Source organism: Peribacillus sp. NPDC006672, assembly GCF_050274955.1.
Taxonomy (GTDB): domain Bacteria; phylum Bacillota; class Bacilli; order Bacillales; family DSM-1321; genus Peribacillus.
In genome coordinates this window covers 79,348-98,457 of the sequence record NZ_JBNNOR010000014.1, presented here as the reverse complement: position 1 = coordinate 98,457, position 19,110 = coordinate 79,348, and the positions used below count along the sequence as shown (strand labels likewise).

Annotated in this window: 22 protein-coding genes; 7 read left to right on the top strand and 15 right to left on the bottom strand. The window is 32.2% G+C overall.

The annotated features are described in order from the left end of the window. The first annotated feature begins 94 nt into the window (after window positions 1-94). Window positions 95-559, top strand: coding sequence for a hypothetical protein (locus ACQKKK_RS20505; protein WP_427618647.1), 465 nt, complete (start codon window positions 95-97; stop codon window positions 557-559). A 305-nt stretch (window positions 560-864) separates the two neighbouring features. On the opposite strand, the gene ACQKKK_RS20500 is transcribed toward ACQKKK_RS20505, so the two are convergent. Together ACQKKK_RS20500 and ACQKKK_RS20495 are read right to left on the bottom strand one after the other, a co-directional pair. Further along, complete coding sequence (locus tag ACQKKK_RS20500) at window positions 865-1,377, bottom strand: DUF3189 family protein (RefSeq protein ID WP_427618645.1); 513 nt, start codon at window positions 1,375-1,377, stop codon at window positions 865-867. A 249-nt stretch (window positions 1,378-1,626) separates the two neighbouring features. After that, entirely contained in the window at window positions 1,627-2,208 is a 582-nt protein-coding gene (locus ACQKKK_RS20495) for a hypothetical protein (RefSeq protein WP_427618644.1), read from the bottom strand. 335 nt (window positions 2,209-2,543) lie between these two features. On the opposite strand from ACQKKK_RS20495, the gene ACQKKK_RS20490 reads away from it, so the two are divergent. Both ACQKKK_RS20490 and ACQKKK_RS20485 read left to right on the top strand, forming a co-directional pair. Then, window positions 2,544-3,233 carry a hypothetical protein gene (locus ACQKKK_RS20490; protein ID WP_427618642.1) on the top strand — a complete coding sequence of 230 codons (690 nt, stop codon included), beginning with the start codon at window positions 2,544-2,546 and terminating at the stop codon, window positions 3,231-3,233. Next, the gene (locus tag ACQKKK_RS20485) at window positions 3,164-4,210 is read left to right on the top strand and encodes a hypothetical protein (protein ID WP_427618640.1); all 1,047 of its coding nucleotides are present in this window, start codon (window positions 3,164-3,166) and stop codon (window positions 4,208-4,210) included. Before ACQKKK_RS20490 ends, ACQKKK_RS20485 begins: the two co-directional genes overlap by 70 nt. A gap of 437 nt (window positions 4,211-4,647) precedes the next feature. Here ACQKKK_RS20485 and ACQKKK_RS20480 read toward each other — a convergent pair whose 3' ends face one another. After that, window positions 4,648-4,941, bottom strand: a complete 294-nt coding sequence (locus tag ACQKKK_RS20480) for a hypothetical protein (RefSeq protein WP_427618639.1) — start codon at window positions 4,939-4,941, stop codon at window positions 4,648-4,650. Window positions 4,942-5,781: 840 nt separating this feature from the next. On the opposite strand from ACQKKK_RS20480, the gene ACQKKK_RS20475 reads away from it, so the two are divergent. Together ACQKKK_RS20475 and ACQKKK_RS20470 are read left to right on the top strand one after the other, a co-directional pair. Then, window positions 5,782-6,972 (top strand): MFS transporter, encoded by a 1,191-nt coding sequence (locus ACQKKK_RS20475; protein WP_427618638.1) that lies wholly within the window; start codon window positions 5,782-5,784, stop codon window positions 6,970-6,972. Window positions 6,973-7,671: 699 nt separating this feature from the next. Next, window positions 7,672-8,142: a hypothetical protein gene (locus tag ACQKKK_RS20470; RefSeq protein WP_427618636.1), complete on the top strand. Its 471-nt coding sequence runs from the start codon at window positions 7,672-7,674 to the stop codon at window positions 8,140-8,142. Window positions 8,143-8,469: 327 nt separating this feature from the next. On the opposite strand, the gene ACQKKK_RS20465 is transcribed toward ACQKKK_RS20470, so the two are convergent. The 9 genes from ACQKKK_RS20465 to ACQKKK_RS20425 all read right to left on the bottom strand — a co-directional run bounded on the left by ACQKKK_RS20465 (window position 8,470) and on the right by ACQKKK_RS20425 (window position 14,832). Continuing rightward, complete coding sequence (locus ACQKKK_RS20465; protein ID WP_427618635.1) at window positions 8,470-8,940, bottom strand: UPF0158 family protein; 471 nt, start codon at window positions 8,938-8,940, stop codon at window positions 8,470-8,472. 943 nt (window positions 8,941-9,883) lie between these two features. After that, window positions 9,884-10,249, bottom strand: a complete 366-nt coding sequence (locus ACQKKK_RS20460) for a DUF4440 domain-containing protein (RefSeq protein WP_427618698.1) — start codon at window positions 10,247-10,249, stop codon at window positions 9,884-9,886. A gap of 69 nt (window positions 10,250-10,318) precedes the next feature. Next, complete coding sequence (locus ACQKKK_RS20455; protein ID WP_427618633.1) at window positions 10,319-10,789, bottom strand: hypothetical protein; 471 nt, start codon at window positions 10,787-10,789, stop codon at window positions 10,319-10,321. Between the two features lie 398 nt (window positions 10,790-11,187). Continuing rightward, on the bottom strand, window positions 11,188-11,373 hold the full coding sequence (locus tag ACQKKK_RS20450) for a hypothetical protein (protein ID WP_034306238.1): 186 nt from the start codon (window positions 11,371-11,373) through the stop codon (window positions 11,188-11,190). A gap of 259 nt (window positions 11,374-11,632) precedes the next feature. Then, window positions 11,633-12,007 carry a DUF3888 domain-containing protein gene (locus ACQKKK_RS20445; protein WP_427618632.1) on the bottom strand — a complete coding sequence of 125 codons (375 nt, stop codon included), beginning with the start codon at window positions 12,005-12,007 and terminating at the stop codon, window positions 11,633-11,635. A 165-nt stretch (window positions 12,008-12,172) separates the two neighbouring features. Next, window positions 12,173-13,207 carry a hypothetical protein gene (locus ACQKKK_RS20440; RefSeq protein WP_427618631.1) on the bottom strand — a complete coding sequence of 345 codons (1,035 nt, stop codon included), beginning with the start codon at window positions 13,205-13,207 and terminating at the stop codon, window positions 12,173-12,175. Between the two features lie 173 nt (window positions 13,208-13,380). After that, window positions 13,381-13,578, bottom strand: coding sequence for a hypothetical protein (locus ACQKKK_RS20435; RefSeq protein WP_427618629.1), 198 nt, complete (start codon window positions 13,576-13,578; stop codon window positions 13,381-13,383). Window positions 13,579-13,639: 61 nt separating this feature from the next. Then, window positions 13,640-13,840: a hypothetical protein gene (locus tag ACQKKK_RS20430; protein ID WP_427618628.1), complete on the bottom strand. Its 201-nt coding sequence runs from the start codon at window positions 13,838-13,840 to the stop codon at window positions 13,640-13,642. A 218-nt stretch (window positions 13,841-14,058) separates the two neighbouring features. After that, window positions 14,059-14,832: a TraX family protein gene (locus ACQKKK_RS20425; RefSeq protein ID WP_427618626.1), complete on the bottom strand. Its 774-nt coding sequence runs from the start codon at window positions 14,830-14,832 to the stop codon at window positions 14,059-14,061. 372 nt (window positions 14,833-15,204) lie between these two features. Between ACQKKK_RS20425 and ACQKKK_RS20420 the strand changes: the two genes are divergently transcribed. Next, entirely contained in the window at window positions 15,205-15,768 is a 564-nt protein-coding gene (locus ACQKKK_RS20420; RefSeq protein WP_427618624.1) for a hypothetical protein, read from the top strand. 266 nt (window positions 15,769-16,034) lie between these two features. Here the strand turns inward: ACQKKK_RS20420 and ACQKKK_RS20415 are convergent, their stop codons facing one another. The 3 genes from ACQKKK_RS20415 to ACQKKK_RS20405 all read right to left on the bottom strand — a co-directional run bounded on the left by ACQKKK_RS20415 (window position 16,035) and on the right by ACQKKK_RS20405 (window position 17,747). Continuing rightward, window positions 16,035-16,694, bottom strand: a complete 660-nt coding sequence (locus tag ACQKKK_RS20415) for a zf-HC2 domain-containing protein (protein ID WP_427618622.1) — start codon at window positions 16,692-16,694, stop codon at window positions 16,035-16,037. After that, a complete protein-coding gene (locus ACQKKK_RS20410; RefSeq protein ID WP_427618620.1) occupies window positions 16,681-17,175 on the bottom strand; it encodes an RNA polymerase sigma factor in 495 nt (164 codons plus the stop codon). Before ACQKKK_RS20410 ends, ACQKKK_RS20415 begins: the two co-directional genes overlap by 14 nt. A gap of 434 nt (window positions 17,176-17,609) precedes the next feature. After that, complete coding sequence (locus ACQKKK_RS20405; protein ID WP_427618618.1) at window positions 17,610-17,747, bottom strand: hypothetical protein; 138 nt, start codon at window positions 17,745-17,747, stop codon at window positions 17,610-17,612. Window positions 17,748-18,178: 431 nt separating this feature from the next. Between ACQKKK_RS20405 and proC the strand changes: the two genes are divergently transcribed. Beyond that, window positions 18,179-19,057, top strand: coding sequence for a pyrroline-5-carboxylate reductase (gene proC, locus ACQKKK_RS20400; protein WP_427618616.1), 879 nt, complete (start codon window positions 18,179-18,181; stop codon window positions 19,055-19,057). Window positions 19,058-19,110 lie beyond the last annotated feature (53 nt).

Genomic DNA, 19,110 nt, shown 5'->3' with positions numbered 1-19,110 from the left:
TCTTGCTAACCTGCCACGTTAGCTTAATAAGAAAAAACCTAATAATTAAAATAAATTACATAGGGCATATTAACTTTAAAATGGTAGGTCCTATATGAAAATAAAACGATTTATTATGATAATACTTTTAGTATCTAGTTTCACAATAAGTACAAACGTTTCTGCATCAAACAATAATAAGGAAAACGAAATACCTAATTTTCCCGAAGCAAAGAGCTTCAATAACAGATACTTCAGCTATTTTATTACGGATTTATACAACAAGGAAATAATGGAAGCTTTTCAAAGTTATTATAAGAGCAAGGGATTAAAACCTACTGGCTATGGTCCGTCAAGTGAAGACCCCGATTATGGAATGGTTTCTATCTATTTTGGTAATGATTTTAGCGATAAATTCTCATATATGCTAAAAGTGTCATTGTCACCTACAACAGATAAAAAAGTGTTAGGTAGAGATACTCTTTATTTTGCAGTTGAACCTAGTCGCCAATTGATGAAAGACTTACCGAAAGATTACCCTCCAATCAAGTTGGTGAAATATGAACACAAAGAGCCGTAAAAAAGGACACATTTGTGTTCTTTTTTTATTGACGGCTTCTAGAAATCTTATTTTATCCTTCTTCTTATGCAACTAACCTGCCCCGTTAGTTGAACAAGTACCACCTTTATTGCACATATCCATCCAGAAGCGTAACAAAAGAAGCCAACATCAATTGTTGACTTAATATTTATCGACATTTAAGTTTATTAAAATGTATACCCTATTATTCTAATTCAATTCTGGAATTCCTAATTAAGTTAACAACCTGCTATTCCTATGGGCTAAGCAATCTTTTACTAACAGAGATAAAACATTTAATAGTACTACTTATATATTTCATTTTCTAAGATAATCACTTTTTCCCCATGCGCTGCTTTCCCAATTTGTTTCGTATTTTCAACCAGCCGAAAAATATTATCACAGCATTGTTTGGCACCTATAACCAATAAAGGTACACCTATAAAATCAATTTTTAATGCTCTTGATAAATATCCCCCGATAGACATAGCAATAGGTACAGTTGGTGATGTATTGGAGAATACTATTTTTTCGTTAAAATGAAATTTCTCTTCTAGTAGTAAAGTCAATTCTTTTAATGCTGGAACAACAAGTTTGTCTCTTTTATGTCCAATTGTATAAACTGAGTCGCCCTCTTCATCGGTCCCGCGAAAAATCAGCTTTCCAAAATCTTCTTTCGTTAATTTATTAAAATATTTTACATTTAATATTTCTTCCGAAGTTAATTTTCTTTCCGATTGAGGTAATTGTTTTAAATGATATGCGGCAGCCAAAGACGTGGTATGTGTACCCCCATAATCATTATAGATATACATCATGACATCATCCCTAATAGTTTTTTTACTACTATTATGGTCATATACTCCATTTCCAATTCAGTTGGTTATTTTAGCTTTTATTACACCATATGTGTCAAATGCGACATACTCTCCTCTACAACTAAACTGCCCGATAGTTCCATAAAGAAAGAGGTGCCTTCAAAGACAACTCTGTTCTTCACCGCACCTGTTAATTTAAGTGTACTTATTCACAATAATAGCAACTACCTTTAGAAATGCTATTTGTATTTACATTTTACCGATTATATTTCCAACATTATCTAAGAAGTCTATATTTATGTTAGAGAAGTTTTTTTGATTATTATTGTTCATCAATATCCAAATTCTAGTTTTTTCATTGAGTATAACAATATCTGCATCTATTCCATTAACTTTTATGGTCTTCGTTTCAGTAACTATATCTTTTGGTATGACACCGTGTAAAAGAATATCTTCATTTAACTCATCAACAACACTAGAATATGAATAATCTCTATCTTCATCTTGAGAATAATATGTATCTTTCCAACCAAATATCCCTTTTTCAAACTGTACGAATGAAACATTATTACCAACTTCAAATGGCACAAATGTATAATTACCAATTCGGTAAAATTCTTTATCGCCAATTTCACTTTGAGCAACTTCAGTCTTAAATTCGCTATTTATGAATTTTTCAAATGCTTCATCGACAGTTTTAGAACTTAGATTTACGGTTTCTATACTTGCAAATATTGCATATATAAAAATCATTGATATGACTAAAATTGAGATTGTTTTTGTACGTTTCCCCAAATTATCTCTTCCCCCATTATTATTTTTCATTTCCACTCTTAAACTTCTTGAATTAACTTATTGTTATTTTATCAGTTGTTCTTGTTAAACTATCCTGCCCCGTTAGTTTAAGTACATTTCTTCACAATCTTTATAGTGATATTAGCATAAATATCCAATAAAAAATCATCTCACCTCTAAGAAACCTATAGAGGTGAGATGATTTTAATCAAACTTTATTACAAAGCTACAACAACCTCAATTTTTTCACGCACTAGTTAATTCTATAAAATGGAAAAAGGAACAATTTTAACTAGTTTTCTAGTTGTGAATAAAGTACTATTAAATTAGTAATCATAAAGTTAAAACAACAATAAAGAATGGGGATTTTTATGCATGAGTATAATGTGATTGACCATCCTAAACACAAGATTTTATTTGGGATTGCAATAGCATCTATAGGTTTATCTAATCTAGTTTCAAATCGTATCCAACCTTGGGTTCAAGAAGCCCTTAATGCCCCTATTGTTGCTACTATCTCTGTAAGTGGTTTGACTATATTTTACGCACTCTATCTATTGTTTAATCTCTTAGTCTGGAAAGTCCCTCTGTTCCGGAAAATCTTTAACTTTCCGAATTTAGATGGTGTATGGGAATGTTCCGGGCTATCAAATAACATTAGATTGAATGAGCAATTTAAGTGGGATGGAACTATAACTATAAGGCAAACATGGGACAAAATCTTGATTACTTTAAAAACTAAGAATTCTAATTCTAATTCATTAAGTACCACGGGTGGAATTAAGTACTATACAGGGATGGGATATAAGTTATCCTATCATTATGAAAATAATCCAAGTGCTAACTCAGAAAAGGATCTAAGAAAACATGATGGGTATTGCATTTTAACCTTTAGCGAGGATGGAAAAACAGCTGAAGGCTGCTATTTTAATAACATGAAAGATAGACAATCTTATGGGGATATGAAGTTGAAAAGGAGGAAAGAAAAAAAATGGCGAATTTTGACTACTTTAAAAGGCTGGATAACCTTAAAAAAAGAAGACAAGAAGATGGCGAGTTAATTAAGTCGGAATTTGGTGAGTATGAAGTAATAAAGGAATCCTATGAAGAACTAAAAGAGTCTTCCACTATAAAGTACGTAATCGGTGCAATGAATCCGGTTGATTTAAAGTATACCAATAATACGATTACAGAAGGGGAAAGAGTAAAGAATCAACTTTCAAAACTTAAAGACAGTGGTTTTAATGTTGAGTTTCGATATCAGGGATCAGTCACCAATAATACACATATCAAGGCCCACAGCGATATTGATGTATTAACGCTGCATTCAGGTTTCTATTCACTGGAAACCCCTCAAAAACCTACATATCCGTATGCAGGAGATCCGGTGAAGGATTTGTGTGAACTGAGAGAGGAATGTTATTCTATTCTATCAAGTGCTTTTCCGGCAGCAGAAGTTGATAACTCAGGCGCGAAATCAATTGGGTTACAAGGAGGCTCCTTGAGAAGAAAAGTCGATGTAGTACCATCAAACTGGTATAACACAAATTTGTATAACCAAACGAAAGAAGAATACCATCGAGGGATCATGGTCCTGGATTATCATAATAAAACACGATTAGCAAACACACCTTTTTACCATAATAAGCTTCTGAATGATAAAGATCTTCAAACAGCAACAAATTATAAAAAGGTTGTGAGATTATTAAAGACATTAAAGGCTGACAGTGATGCAAAAATAAATCTCAGTAGTTATGATATTGCTGCGCTTATGTATCACCAGGATAATTCTTCATACTTAATTGGCCAATCACCGTTGAGGATTATTACAAACTCCCTTTCATTTTTGAAAAATGTTTATGACAATGAATCATATAGAACTGGTTTGTTAGTCCCTGACAAATCAAGAGCTATATTCGAGAGGGCAACTGTTGATGATTTAGAATTAATGATATTTGAAGTAGATAAGGTGGCCCAGGATATCATAAATGATCTTTCAGCATCAGGAAATACAATTAATAAAGAAATTGTTGCGTAATAAAGTAAAGACCGGCTAATGAAACCAAGAAATTTATGCGAATTCTTGGGAACATGTTGTTAGATTAGCAATTGAAAATCGACAATTGAAAAATAAAAACATACAATTAATCTAAAAAGATTAATATCAAAGTTAAACAAACAGCTGCATACTCAATAGCCCTTACTCGTATTGAGTATTGGCTATTTTTTTGATGTAGCTTTGAAATAAAGTTTGCTCAAAAGTATCCCGCAGAACCTAATTTTAGGGCAAATAAAAAGAATCCATTTTGAGAAAAGATTGATTAAAATGGATTCTTCTCTTGTGAATTAGTATACATTTTTTTATAAAAAAGTTTGTTCATTTTACACAGTTTCATTTTCCGCAATCGCGCCCGATTGCGTAGCAGAGTACTTGTCATATTTTTGTTAACCAGTAAATTTTAGCCTTTATACCGTTTAATTAAAATCATAATTAATTAAATATTTTCCTGTATTTACTAGTCGTTCTGGTATTGTATAAATGTTAGTTGAAATGGCGCCGAAAATTATAGCTATAACCCAGAAAGTAATTTTTTGACCCAAAGTCAAATCTGAAAAACTAAGTATGATTGCCATAAGAAATAAAAATCCAGTAATAACATTCATTAAACAGCCTGAAATTGTTGTGAGTAATATTAAACCCTGTCCTAAAATTACTAATAAGAAACCAACAATCTTAAGTATAAATTTTATTATTGCTTTAATAATCATGTTTATCCTCTTTCATTGTTTAATGTTTCATCTTGTACTGATGGAACCTTATTTTACCATAAGAACCCCTTAATAATTACATCCATTCGGGTAAAACAGTGCATCTTTTTTCAAAACAGTTTAACTTTTTTACAAACGGTACATCTTTTTTATAAACAGTACTACTTTATTTGAAACTTACACATATCGTTATCCGATTTCCCAGAAAATAGATCCAGTGGAGTTATACCAATAAATACCTAACAAAATTACTAATAGCGGTATAACGAAAACTAAATAACTTTTTTTTCATTGGATTCTCTCCAAGTTAAAATTTAATGACGCGATATTTTACCTGAGTATTAATATTTTCAAGGTACTCGAAGGTGATATTCATCACGTCTAAGCATTGATATCCTTGTTAAACTCCCTCAGACAGAAAAAGGTGCTCCGAAGGAGACTGAATATCGTCAACATGATAAGCAGAAAACTCGTTTTTACTTATTTCTATTGTAAAATACTTCATTAATTCTCCACACAATGACCGTTCAGATACACCACTTAAAGGCTTTCTGTTCTTTCAGAAAACCTTCACCAGTCTTCCTAAAAATCCCAACAATCTCCTGTATTATAACGTACACACACTTACTTATAAACTAAAAATCCCCAAAATATCTAAAAACCTCATTTACTTATGGTACGGTTCTCCGTAATTTATCTTATAACGTTATTTAATTTTTATAGAAATAATCGACGATAACTAAGCAAGGGTTTTCCTCATAAAAATGTTTTATGGTATGATAATTAGATTGTTTATCTGACCTGTGACACATTTACATTCATCTAAGAAAAGAGGTATTTATGCACGCCACAGAATTATCCAAGCGACATTGGTTACTCATCTTAACACTTACTTTATTAACATTTGTTCTCGGGACAAGCGAATTTGTTATCATCGGGATCTTAACCGATATTTCCTCGAGTCTCCATATTACAAATGCAAAAGCAGGAACACTCGTTTCTGCGTTTGCGATTACGTTTGCCATTGCCACACCACTCGTGATGTCGGCAACAAGCCATTTTCCAAAGCGTAAATGGATGTTGTTTTTGATAGGTTCGTTCATCATCCTGAATGCTTTGTGCGTGATTTCGACAAGCTACATCATGCTCCTTGCACTTCGGATGATGACTGCGATTGTTACAGGAGTTTTAATTTCTCTTGCCATGATTGTTGCAAGTGAAACCATGCCTATCGCAAAACGTGGACTTGCTATATCATTCGTTTTCGGTGGTTTTACTCTTGCAAACGTGATTGGAGTACCAATAGGCACTGTCATCGCTGAAATGTACGACTGGAATGCAACCTTCCTGTTAACGACTTTTCTCGGTGGAATTGCGTTTTTGGCATCTTTCTTCATTTTGCCTACTATGGACAGTCCATTTCGCAGTTCGATGCGTGATCAATTTTCTTTGTTAACACACCCACGAATCTTAATGGCTTTTTTCATTCCATCTCTTGGATTTGGGGCGACGTATGCCGTTTATACGTATCTTGTTCCAATCCTGAAAGTAATGGAAGCACCAAGTAGTTCAATCAGTTTGATTCTGTTTTGCTATGGATTTATTTCCATTTTCAGCAACATACTCGCTGGTAAAATTGCCAACTACAATGCTATCGGACGTCTCCGGTTTGTTTTCCTCGTGCAAGCAATTGTTCTGATCAGTTTATATTGGACGACAAATAATTTTATCTTTGGATTGGTTAACATTGGCTTGATGTCATTAATGGCCATCCTTTTAACAACATCTACTCAGCTTTATTTGATAGATCTTGCCGGTATTTATCAACCAAAAGCTACAGGACTAGCGGCTTCACTGATGCCAGTAGCAAGCAATGTCGGTATCGCCTTTGGTTCCGCATTAGGAGGAATTGTTTACCATCAGGGAAATTTGATGAGTGTGCCATTGGTCGGTGGGCTGGTTGCTATCTGTGCAAGTCTTCTCACTTTCCTAAGTTATCGCTTAGACCAAAAACAAAAGAAAGCAGCATAACAGTATCAAGAACGTTGAGTTGTTCTTTGATACTTCTTTAAAAAGTAGAACTAGGTGCTTACCTCTAAAAATAAAGGCGACAATTGCAAAAGAACTTATCAAGACCAATGTTTCTGGTTAAAGGAAATTTTGATCTAAGAATTGAATTTTTGTTCTTTAAAATTACATTAGAAAACCTCATTTACTTATGGTTCGGCTAACCGTAATGTATCTAAATGAGGTCTTTAAGGAAAATAAAACACTCATATTAATTTTTTGCTAAGTCTATAATTAAATGTCTTTATAACACTCATACCTTAGTCTATTATTTTATTTTGTAATAAAGCTGGATATCATATGAGTGAATGAGTGTCGGGTGTCTAACATCTATACTAGTTTTAGCTTAATCTCATCTATGAAATCTATAAATATTCCCTCAATTTTTTCACATTAATATAATCATAGATTTCATTTTATTTTACTTTCCAAACTTTATCATATAAGACCTATTTAAAATCATGCTGAGAAGAAGTCATCTCTGTTCTCTCTCATAAATAGATTCCATTACCTACTAAACCAAATTCAACAGGTTCAGCAGTATAATAGTCCTGTGATAATTTAACTGCCTTTTTTAAAGTTTTTTACATTTTTGTTAGCTTTCACGGTAATATAGTATTGTTATATTTTCATTAATAAACTTTTATAAGAGGAGACAAAAAAATGAAAGAAATCGAATTTTCAACTAGTTTACTTTTCTTTTGGGTAAAAGGTAAAGTAGCGGTCGATAATAGATTTGTAAAAACAAACTTATCAAACACATTATTAGGATTTATCCCTGCTGGTAAAGACCAACAAAGTATCCCTTTTAAAAATATTTCTGGAGCAATGTTGTCTACCAAATACTTTATTAAACCAATGATTTTTGGTTTAATTTTATTTTTCATGGGATTGGGTTCTTTGGGCAATAGCTTTATCCTTGGTTTGATACTACTAATCTTAGGTATAGGGATTGCTGGTAATGGAATTCAAACAATATTAAACATTGAAAAGTCAGGAACACCCTATTTGATAAGTGTCCCATTTTTTGAAAAACAAAAAATGCAATTATTAAACACTAGTATACATAATGCTTTAGCAGAGGATACAGACAAAACTGATTTAAATATGTTTTTTGAAAAAAAATCTCAATAATACTAATAAATTTACCTGTTAAAAAAGTTCAAAACGCAGAAACGGATTATTTAAATCCTTTCTGCGTTATTTATTACCTACTAGTAAAAACAATGTAAGAACTTTCTTTAAACTGATTGATTTAGTGGTGACAATCCAAGGCTTCCCCATTGTTATTAATGTTTTTCAAGAGGATGCATTCCAGGCAATCTTTTGGAGTCGGTGGGGAGTATTTAGTCATTCAACTACTCCCGTACTATGAGAACGTCTAACCTTCTCCACCCGTTAATTGAACAAAGTGCAATCACCTTATTCAGCCATAGGTCTCATGCCATACATTTTTAATGGCTAATTATCAATAAAGTTTATGTTATTGTCTAGACACCATTTAATCGCAATTTGTTTATATCGTTCGTCACGATAAGAATACCATTGGTCCTCCATTTCAAAGTCAATGATTTTATCCTTAAACCTTCTAAAAGCGCCCTTCCCCTTAATTGAACTTAATAATTTATCTTGCTTTCTTTCATCACTAACAGTAAAGCAAAAGTCTTCTATGATCCCATATTCATTTACTTCATATTTTGTTGGGAGTTCCTTGTAATTCTCAAAGTTCTCAAATACATCATTAGCAATTTTTCTATCTTCTTGTTCCCACTCAGGTAAATGCCCGAATTCTTCTTCATCTTCAGCTGCTCTCAAGTCATCCAAAGTTACTGAAATGATTTCACCAGTTTTTACATTTAAAAATGTCCGAGACTCATCAAACTGCATTTCCAATTCTTCAAAAATGGCCTGAATCTTTACTGGATTTCTCAATTATTGATCACCCTTTAATTTTTTTACTAATGTACCTGTTAGTTCTTTTTTATTACCAGTAGTGTATTCTCATATAGTTCAATGTCACAGATACCTTAATTATTAAGTATGATAGTTTGGTCAAATTCAACATTTCTATCTTCTAATTCATTACCAACCAACTTGACAATTATTCCCTTACCAAAGATGAATATCCAAAAGATTACATAATGCCTTGGATTTTCATTTGCCTTCTTTATGGCTTTTTGGATATGCACTTTTGTAATAATTATTAAACCATATACCTACAAATTCATTCGTATAAACTTTCATAACATACTTATACTTGAAAAGTGTTTCCTCACGTTTTCCCTATCTTGAGCTTCAAAAAAGTTAGTACCAATCAAAATTACATCAGAACAATTATCATCACTTAAAGGCAAAATAAAATCTTTTTCAGTTCTTTATTTTTATTTTACCAGTTTCAGCTCCTGATATTGAAGTAACGCATCTGCTATCTGATTAAGATGGTCTTTACACCATTAGATTATCAATTATAATTCCCGAACAAATTAACAAGATCCCAAAAATAATATGTACTTTTTTTTCGTTTACTTTTGTATTTTCTAAAATTGTAAAGATGATTCCAATTAGGCCAATAAATACAACACTTCTTATAAAATAAGATGTATGTACAAGAAAAAGGTCAGGAAACTTTTGATAAAGACCAGATGTAACACCCATAACAAACAAAAAAAGAGGAATCCTTAATTTCCAATACATTCCTTCACCCCAATTAATAAGGAAATTATTTCCTTGTTTTATCATTAATCAATTCTTAAATGAGCTATTAAAACCCTTATCTCCTTTAATGAACTACACTTCCCCGATAGTTGCATAAAGAAAAAACTCTTATACAAAGCTCCAATCTTAAGCTAACGCACCTGTTTAGTTCATTTAGAAACTAAAGTGAAGGAGTTGTTTTTGTACCTTGGTGAAAAAACATTTTCCATCTTCCATATCTAAATTTCCAAATTGAACTTCGCAATGAATGTTGTTTTTTTACTTCGTTAAAAATTCGGTAGGTAGCTAACACTATTTCTTCAGACAATGGATGTATTTCAAAATCACTCATTGTCATCTTTACCTTACCTATTCCTTCTTCACCAATGCCCTCATCTTTGTACAAGAATTTACCAGAACTTCCAAATTCAAAAAAATTATCTGCAAGTAAATTATTAAGCTCTTTTTGTGATGTACGAATTTCTGGTTTTAACAACTTCTCTTTCAGTTGACGTAAATGTTCTCTTAACGAAGATTCACTTTCCATTTTCCACTTCCCTTTTTTACTGTCCATTATAAAAAAAGGCCGCCTCAGCAACCTTCTAAGCCTAAATTTTCATTGGTTCATGCTTTTTCTACTATTATGTGACTCTTCAAATATATTTAGAAATAGAAACCTAAACAAAAGTAAACCAAACAGTAATGAGTATAATACGTGGAATACTACATAAATGAAATTTGCACTTAATAAGCCATCATAAAAATAGTATTCAAATGAGAGTATGTCCGTACTTAATGACATTATTAAGGCACCTAATAGTTCAATTCTAGTTGTTGATTCTTTTAAAGAGAAATCGACTTTATGTATGTTAAATATCTTTTTAAAATCAGAACCGGTTTTAGTACCTTTATAAAGCCCTACTAATCCAGCAGCAATTATAAATGGAACAATTGACTCTATTTTATACATAAATACTAAGACATTAAATATGACAAGTCCAAAAATTATTTTATATTTCATTCCTGCTCCACTTATAACCGCAATTCTGACAAGTTGACATATTAAACTATCTCCTTTTTTATACATATCTCCACCATTATTTTAACATAAAATTACATTTTTTTATGCAACTATCCTGCCCCTTTAGATTATTAAGAAAAGCTGCCTTAAAAGACAGCTCAGATCTTCAGCTAACGCACCCGTTAGTTTAAGTACATTTATTCACAAAGTTAAAAAGTTGGTAAAACAAGAAACGAAATTCTTAATATTATTAAAAACTCCGTCAATTATGTAAAAATTTATTTGATTCTTTAGTATCTCTTTTAAATTGCCTATATTCCCAAAAGAACCTTATTAAATATGCGATTATTACACCAACAGGACCTCCCCAGGATGCGGGTCCATTAATAAGTATATAACTTGAAATCCATCCACAATATTCGCTGGTGTATCAGTTTTAATTAACTCCAAGATTTTACCGATTTTCATTTAGTACGCTCACGGGAAAACCAATACTTTGTTTTGATATTTCGATAAGTCCCAATGTCTTTGATCAGCTCGGCAATAAGATCATAACCGCAATATGTGTGCCTCAGCGTGCTAAATTCATCCAATGTGACATAATCATCACTCTTTAATTCAACGTGACACTCTCCACAACAAATTCCCATATCCAACACCTCCAAAAAGTATATTGATATATTCGTCGAAACTTGGTGGCCATCCTTCTTTCGTACAAAAAACAGGTCTATTGACGGTCCTTTAATGTTTGTTAGTTTTCAAAATTATCTAGACCTAATTATAAAAAACCTTAATAAATAAAGGAGAGTACATATTAGCCATGTATAATATGTACTCTCCTTTACTCTTTTAGTGAACTAACGCACCCGTTAGTTTAAGTTATTTATTTCACAATCTTACTTCCTAAGATTACTCTTTAAATTCAGTTACCGTAACCCCTTCAATTGTTACATTAAATGTTAATGTAACAAATCCCTCTGGAGGGTTAAAAGGTCCTGTATAAGTATCATATTTAACTTTTACGTTAAAATCATATTGAGAATAGCCACCTGTTTTTCGAGTTACTTCTAAAATTTCTGCGTTCCATAGTGCATAACTACGTTCAGGATATTTTTTTCTAATTGCTTCTTCTGCATAGGGATTTAATAATGCTAAAAATGCATCATAAATATCAGTGTGTTTTTTTTCGATTGCAGACGTATTTGTTTCTGCAAACACTTGATTTTGTACGGTTAATCCGAATGTCAGTATAATAGCAAAGATAAAAATTAATTTAAGTTTCATTTTTAGATACCACCTAGTTTTATAAGGTAGTCTGTCAATATTCCTAAAAAATATGTGCTTGTTCAACTATACTGCCCATTTAGTTCAATAAGAAAATGGAGCTGTTTCCAGCCCCATATAGAAGTAAAGCAACTGTTAGTTTAACAAATAAATTTAAAATGAAAGTTAGTTTTTAAGTTTATTCAGGTCAAATCTTGCTATTTCTTGATTTTCGATTGTTACAACTAAAAAAGCATTAAATGCATTCTCTTTAAGTTCATCTAATTTTTCTTTTGAAGGTACAAGTAGTGGAACTTGGGAATTTTCTTCGCTTACACCTAAATCGTAGTTAAGAGTATACTTACCCTTTTGGTCAGACTTAAGATCTGATGGAAAAGTATGACCGAACCCTAGACCACTCTCTTTATAATCTTCAGGATTATAAATATTGAAGCCTATTACGTCTTCAGACACCGATTTTAATTTTTCTTTGGGCTCAATCTTAAGTTCAATTCCTTTATCAACTTCTCCAATTCCTACTGTTTTATTACCAGTATTTTTAATGGTGAATTCATAAAATAAAGCTGTCGGTATCAGCTCATCTCCCTTTCCTTCTCCTTCAGTTATCTTAATTGAACCAAGTAAACTTTTATCTTTAACAATATCTACATTCGCATCTACTAGTTCCATAGAAGGTTTTCCCTTTATATCCATAACCAATGTATCGAATAATTTGCCATCAATATAAACTAAGAGCGCCCATTTCCCTGCTTTTGGTAGCGCGACATTCGAAGGCAAACTCGCATCTGCTCCATTAATTTTACCACCACCGACACCAGTCCTAGACCAAACCCCATCACTTAAAACAGGACTTATATTTGAAGTATCTTGGTTGTAACCAACGATTGTTAATTCACCTTTATCAATCCCCCAAAAATGCCACAACCACTTTTCCACTTTATTTGGTTTTAATGCTGGTCCTATTATGCCAAGTTTATTTTTGTTTCCAACCATATCACTACTACTTGTACCTGTATCAAATTCGGTAGCCGTCCTATCCCAATCTATCTTTTCAAAATCTTTTTCCGTTACAAAATTGGGAATATCTTCAGGCAGACTGAGTTTATTTGGATTTTGAGGTTCTTGCACCTTGGTTGATGTACAACCACTTACAACAAATAAACACAAAAATAGTGCAACAAAAAGGCTTTTTATTTTCAAGAAGATTCAGCTCATTTCTATTTTTCTCTTGATTATACCACTAAATACCAAATATTCAGAATAGTTATATTACGTATGATTTTGCACTATCCTGCCCCGATAGTTGCATAAAGAAAAAGTTGCCTTAAAGACAGCTCTGATCTTTAGCTAATGCACCTTTAGTTGAATAAAAATTATTTTGTTAAAAGCCAAATTACAAATAAAACAATAGTGATTATAGCCCAAATAATAACCTGTCTATTTTTCGAACCTCTTTTTTCTCTACTCAAATAACCATCTCCTTGATTTATTTTACCATAAAAATCCAATGTTTTTATGCAACTAAACTGCCCCTTTAGTTCTATAAGAAAAGGAGCTGTTTCCAGCCCCATATAGAAGTAATGCACCCTTTTGGAATTATGTGCTTGTTAGTAATATCAGAAAGTTAACTAGTTATTTCCTTTTAAGACTGTTTATTAAGAAATGAATAATGCCAACAATCAGAAAAATATAACCAAATCCAATTGACAATTCAGGATTATTCATTTGCGTAGTAAGTTCTTCTAATAGATCTTGAGCAAAACTTGAATAACCAATTGCTAAAAATAGTCCTCCTCCTAATAGATAAAGAATTGCTACACCGTATTTTTTCAATCTGAAGCTTCCTCTCAATTTACAATTTTCAACATTAAAAATTCATTATATTTCATCTTGTATTTCCTTAATGAACTATCCTGCCCCGATAGTTCATTAAGAAAAGCTGCCCTTAAAATATCTGTCCAGATAAGTGTAGACGATTCAAAGTTTCCTACGCTAAGGAAGGATCGGCTTTTATTTGTATTGGATAAGGGGGCCTGCGACTCCAAAACTTTTTAACGGAGATTTATCCCGATTAAAAAAAGAATTATAATATGAATAGGATAGAAGAAATAAAAGAAATATTTTAATCCAGTACCTTTTTTCCCATTGTAGAGTAATAATAGTGGCAGTGCAGAAATCATCATCCATTGGTAATCACTAAACGGAAATAAATGATTTATAATACCGTCCTTGACAACTCCCCATTTAGCGTAAGCAGTAAAGATAATCAAGTGAAAAATGATATATACAATAGTAATTCCTACTTTACTTCTACTTAAATAAAGTAGAATACCCAGCAATACAAAGAACATACCACCCTCAACAAAGAATATATTTCCTAATATTGCTCCATAAAATAAATGGTCTGCCTGAAAATTAATCACTATAATCTCTGAAAAAAGTACACATAAGATAGTACTAATCAGTTGCCATAAAATAAAGTACACATATAGTCTTACCTGCCTTTTATCCAATAAATAAATTACTAGAACAATTACAAATAAAGTTGCAAAGAAATTGTTTGTTATAATGACCCCTGTATGGCTATAGGCAATGTTAATTCCTAAATTAATAAAGGCCATAGCAACTCCTGAAAAATACAAACGTAACATGTATTTCTTTCTGTTAGATGTATGCTTGTATCCTAAAACAACACAATATATGAAAATTGGGATAGCCAACCTGCCAATCCATCTAAAATATTCTGGAGTATCAGGGATGAATTGCCCGGTATGATCAATAAACATAGAAACTAATGCAATTAGTTTAAGTAGTGTAGTAGTCATTTGAATACTCCCCATTTTGTTTCATGTAAATAATCCCCACTTTTATTTTTTTCTTTATTGTACCAAAAATAGAACAATTAACATCTTAAATTGACTACAATCTTATACTACAATCCTGCTCCTTTAGCTCCATAAGAAAAGAGCTGAACGTCACAGCTCTTTAAAGAACTAACGCACCCGTTAGCTTAATAACTTTATTTTCTTTTTAAATCTTCAAGAATAAACTTTTTATTCATAAGATAATCAATTAAAAATTGAAGAGCTTCAGATAACATCCGATTATTAGTTTTAACAAAATATCCCTTTTTCCTGTGAATTGATCAATAATCAATTTTTGGAAATTATGTTATTGTTGAGTAGAGGTGACCTATTTTGAAACTAAAAACAAAAGGAATTAAAAATAACGTTTACTTGTTTTTTATTTCTTTATCAGTAGTTTATTTAACTCTACGGTTTGTAATGTTGATTCTACTTTCTTTAAAATTTGCTCTTATCTCTCCTGATGGAAAAGAGTTTATTATGGGAACACTGATCCCTGATTTCTTCTTTTTAACTATTTATTGGATAGCTTCATTCTTATATTTCAGAAATACAAAAATTCAACTAATTATAAGTCTTGTCATATTTATTGTCCTTGTCATTTCTATTTTACCTAGACTTTACATTGCCCAAGAGTATCATATAATAGAAGATCGAAATTTAAAGGATGACTACGCAGTAAGCTATCATACTTACAAAATCATTGGAGAAAAATACAGAGGAAATTCAGTTCAAGTATATAAAAAAGTCTTCCCTTTTACTTATAAACCTCAATCCGAATATAAAGACAGCACAGATCAAGCTGGCGATATTATGATGGAATTATATCGTAAAAATTACAAAATAAAAGATGGGAACACTTTGACTATTGGAGATTTCGAAATCCCATTAAAATAAAAAAATCGATTTCCTTTACATTAAGAAATCGATTTTTTATTTTTCTTAATAAACTAACGCACCCTTTAGTTCAATAAGAAAAAGCAATTCTTACTCAAGAATCGTACCCCATTGACTAAAGACCTAGGATATTACATAATTTGAGTACTATTTTTTCTCGTGGTATGGTTCTCCTTTACTGGTCTATTTGCGGTTACTGACTTACCCTCATAGAATAATGACATTTTCTCTAGATCTTACTTGTTTCTAATAAGAAAAAGAATCTGTTATTTCTCCCAAATTAATACTGCACGTTCTAAAATTGAATCCCAAGAATCTTTTCCAGCAGCGATCTTTTCTATATCATAATCTACATAATATACAGCATCAATTTTTTCACTTTCAGAAAATTCCCAGATATAATCCTGTTCATTAAGATTCTTCTCGTTATTAATTAGGCTTCTTGAAGGGGAATCAGCAATTGTTTCTTTATAAGAGATAAAACTCACATTCTTTTTCTCTCCGTCAATTTCAAGTGGCATAGGATGGGTCTCATTAACACTAGCATAACTTTTACCGTAATAATGAGAAACCAATTGATTATCATTTTGCATTTCAATTTTAATTAGATTTTTCGAGTATGGAATAAGCCTTTCATAATAAAAAGTATATGAAAACGCTCCTAATAAAATTATAGCCGTAGCAAAAATGGAAGCAATTGAAATTATCACTTTTTTCTTACGCCATTTTTTATTGATTTTTTCAAAAATAGATGCTTTATTTTCTGCTGGAATATAGAGGTCATGTTTCATTACTTCATATTCTTTTTGACATTTTTCACATTGCTTTAAATGCTTGTCTACCATTTCTTTTGTATCTTGACTAACTACCTCATCAATATAAAGAGGTAAAATATCTTGAATGATTGTGCATTTAATCTCTTTCATGATTCATCTCCTCCATATACTCAACAATTTGTTTTCTCGCTCTGTAAAAGGTCACCCTTGCCCATCCTGCGCTCTTTCCAAAGAGTCTCCCTATTTTCTCATAAGGTAATTCTCCAAAAGTGCGTAGTGAAAAGACTTCCTTATATGGCTCATCCATCAAGTGAAGAAACTGATGAACAGTAAAGGCAACTTCCTCATTCATCAAATGCTTTACAATTTGAACTCCTGTACTTGGTTCGTCTATTAAATCTGAATCTATTTGTCTTTTCTTTTTTTTGTAATATGAAAAATATGTATTTTTTGCGATTGTAAAAAGCCACGCTCGAATATCTTTAGAACCATCGAATTTTTCAATTGCTTTTAATGTTTTAAAAAAAGCCTCTTGCGTAATTTCTTCAGCTATACTTTCATCGTGACTTAATGATTTGATAAACAAATAAACTTCTTGAAAGTATTCTCGATAGATTTCCTCAAAGTCCAACTCTTTTCACCCCTTTCACTTATATAACTCCTAGAATTTAATTACGTTACAAAAAATATTAAATATTTTACACTTTGAGCAATTATATTATTTTCTCGATTACCAATCTCCAAATAATTCAGGAACAATTTAATATATTTAATTTTCATCAAAATAAAAATAGGCATATTCGAATGAAGAATATACCTATCTCTCTTGTTCATTCACAATAACCTCATTTACTTATGATACAGTTTATCGAAACTAATATTAAACTGTATTACTTCTTTTTCTTCAACCATATATCTCTATTGTTAAATAGATAAAATTAACACCGTATTCAACTAATAGGCCCCTTTAGTTCATTAAGTTACTTTTTCATTTCAATTTTTGAATGTATGATAATATAAAAAATCGCACATTTAAAAGTTCACATAATGTGATTTCTTTCTAATTTATATTAATCCTCTATATTTTGCTGCTCTTTTTAAGTCTTTGATATCCTCATTTGAAAGTTTTTTTCTTCCAGAAAGATGGTCAAGTATTTCTTTATAAGTAAATTCTTTTGTTTTATTTGCCTTTTCTTCACTCATATCTGGATCAAAAACACTACCAAAGGTGCCCCTTGAAGAAGCCTGATAAAAGATCGTCAGGTAACTATTAATAAAAAGACTAAAATGTGCCTCTCCCCTCAATAAATTAAGGTCAAGTCTCAGATAAAATGGGAGAGCGATTATTAAAAGGGCATTTTAAGACAAAAAATACGGACAAAACCTGTAATGACATGAATTGTTGTATTTCGTTTTTCTTAAAAAATCCGCAAATACTCCGATTACAGCCGATTATCCCTGATTAAATGGCTTGACTGGCATGTAAGCACCAAATGATAACGCTTCCCTTCACTATCTCGGCCTTTTCCTTGTGAATATCCTCTCTTCCCTTGAATCTGAATCTCAGCATGTTACGATAAAATGACTAAAAAATACGAACGGAAATACGAACGATGAATTTTTAGGAGGGCATAATGTTGAGAGATAAAACTGTGGCATTTTTAGGAGCCGGTTCGATGGCAGAGTCAATGATTTCAGGAATTGTGCAGATGGGGAGCATACCAGCAGAGAGAATTTATGTGACAAATCGCTGCAATCAATTACGACTCAAGGAAATGAATCACGTGTATGGAGTTCATGCGGTCCATAAGGATGCATTGCCATATGAAGAAATTGATATCTTCATTTTGGCAATGAAGCCCCAGGGAGCAGCAGATGCTCTCAATGCATTGAAAGATAAAATAAAAGCGGATCAAGTTGTGATTTCTGTTTTAGCGGGCATTTCCACTGAATTCATGGAAAGTCATCTACAGCTTGGACAGCAGGTTGTGCGGTTGATGCCAAATACGTCGAGCATGATCCGGGAGTCGGCAACTGCGTTATGTCCGGGAAGACATACAGCGATGGACAATGTGATAGCAGTGAAAGAACTGTTTGGCTGTTTGGGAAAAGTGTTCTTAATTGAAGAAGAGCAAATGGATATTTTTACAGGAATTGCAGGAAGCGGACCTGCTTACTTCTATTATTTAATGGAGCATATGGAATATGCCGGCGTTAAAAAGGGTATGGATGAAGCGATGGTCCGTGAGATTGTCGCCCAAACGATTTTAGGCGCAGCCAAGATGATTATGGTGAACGACGAGACACCTGCAAGTCTCAGAGATAAAGTCACTTCACCAAATGGAACGACAGCATCCGGACTTGAGGCTTTGCGAAAAAATAATGGCGGCAGAGCCATTTCACAAGCGATTCATCATGCAGCGAAACGTTCGAAAGAGATGAATGAAGAGATGTCAGCAGCGTACAGGAAATCGACTAATTCCCGAGAGTATTGTGGCACTTCAGTACCATAAGAGGAAGGTATCCAAGTTAACTATCGCCATGGATCCTCCTTAGTAAAATATAT

Coding starts and splice junctions, on each gene's coding strand:
- ACQKKK_RS20450 (WP_034306238.1), bottom strand. CDS start 11,373: ATGGGAATTTGTTGTGGAGAGTGTCACGTTGAATTAAAGAGTGATGAT.
- ACQKKK_RS20470 (WP_427618636.1), top strand. CDS start 7,672: ATGAAAGAAATCGAATTTTCAACTAGTTTACTTTTCTTTTGGGTAAAA.
- ACQKKK_RS20415 (WP_427618622.1), bottom strand. CDS start 16,694: ATGAAAGAGATTAAATGCACAATCATTCAAGATATTTTACCTCTTTAT.
- ACQKKK_RS20475 (WP_427618638.1), top strand. CDS start 5,782: ATGCACGCCACAGAATTATCCAAGCGACATTGGTTACTCATCTTAACA.
- ACQKKK_RS20500 (WP_427618645.1), bottom strand. CDS start 1,377: ATGATGTATATCTATAATGATTATGGGGGTACACATACCACGTCTTTG.
- proC (WP_427618616.1), top strand. CDS start 18,179: ATGTTGAGAGATAAAACTGTGGCATTTTTAGGAGCCGGTTCGATGGCA.
- ACQKKK_RS20480 (WP_427618639.1), bottom strand. CDS start 4,941: ATGATTATTAAAGCAATAATAAAATTTATACTTAAGATTGTTGGTTTC.
- ACQKKK_RS20485 (WP_427618640.1), top strand. CDS start 3,164: ATGGCGAATTTTGACTACTTTAAAAGGCTGGATAACCTTAAAAAAAGA.
- ACQKKK_RS20425 (WP_427618626.1), bottom strand. CDS start 14,832: ATGACTACTACACTACTTAAACTAATTGCATTAGTTTCTATGTTTATT.
- ACQKKK_RS20505 (WP_427618647.1), top strand. CDS start 95: ATGAAAATAAAACGATTTATTATGATAATACTTTTAGTATCTAGTTTC.
- ACQKKK_RS20405 (WP_427618618.1), bottom strand. CDS start 17,747: ATGAGTGAAGAAAAGGCAAATAAAACAAAAGAATTTACTTATAAAGAA.
- ACQKKK_RS20460 (WP_427618698.1), bottom strand. CDS start 10,249: ATGGAAAGTGAATCTTCGTTAAGAGAACATTTACGTCAACTGAAAGAG.
- ACQKKK_RS20445 (WP_427618632.1), bottom strand. CDS start 12,007: ATGAAACTTAAATTAATTTTTATCTTTGCTATTATACTGACATTCGGA.
- ACQKKK_RS20490 (WP_427618642.1), top strand. CDS start 2,544: ATGCATGAGTATAATGTGATTGACCATCCTAAACACAAGATTTTATTT.
- ACQKKK_RS20435 (WP_427618629.1), bottom strand. CDS start 13,578: ATGGGGCTGGAAACAGCTCCTTTTCTTATAGAACTAAAGGGGCAGTTT.
- ACQKKK_RS20455 (WP_427618633.1), bottom strand. CDS start 10,789: ATGTATAAAAAAGGAGATAGTTTAATATGTCAACTTGTCAGAATTGCG.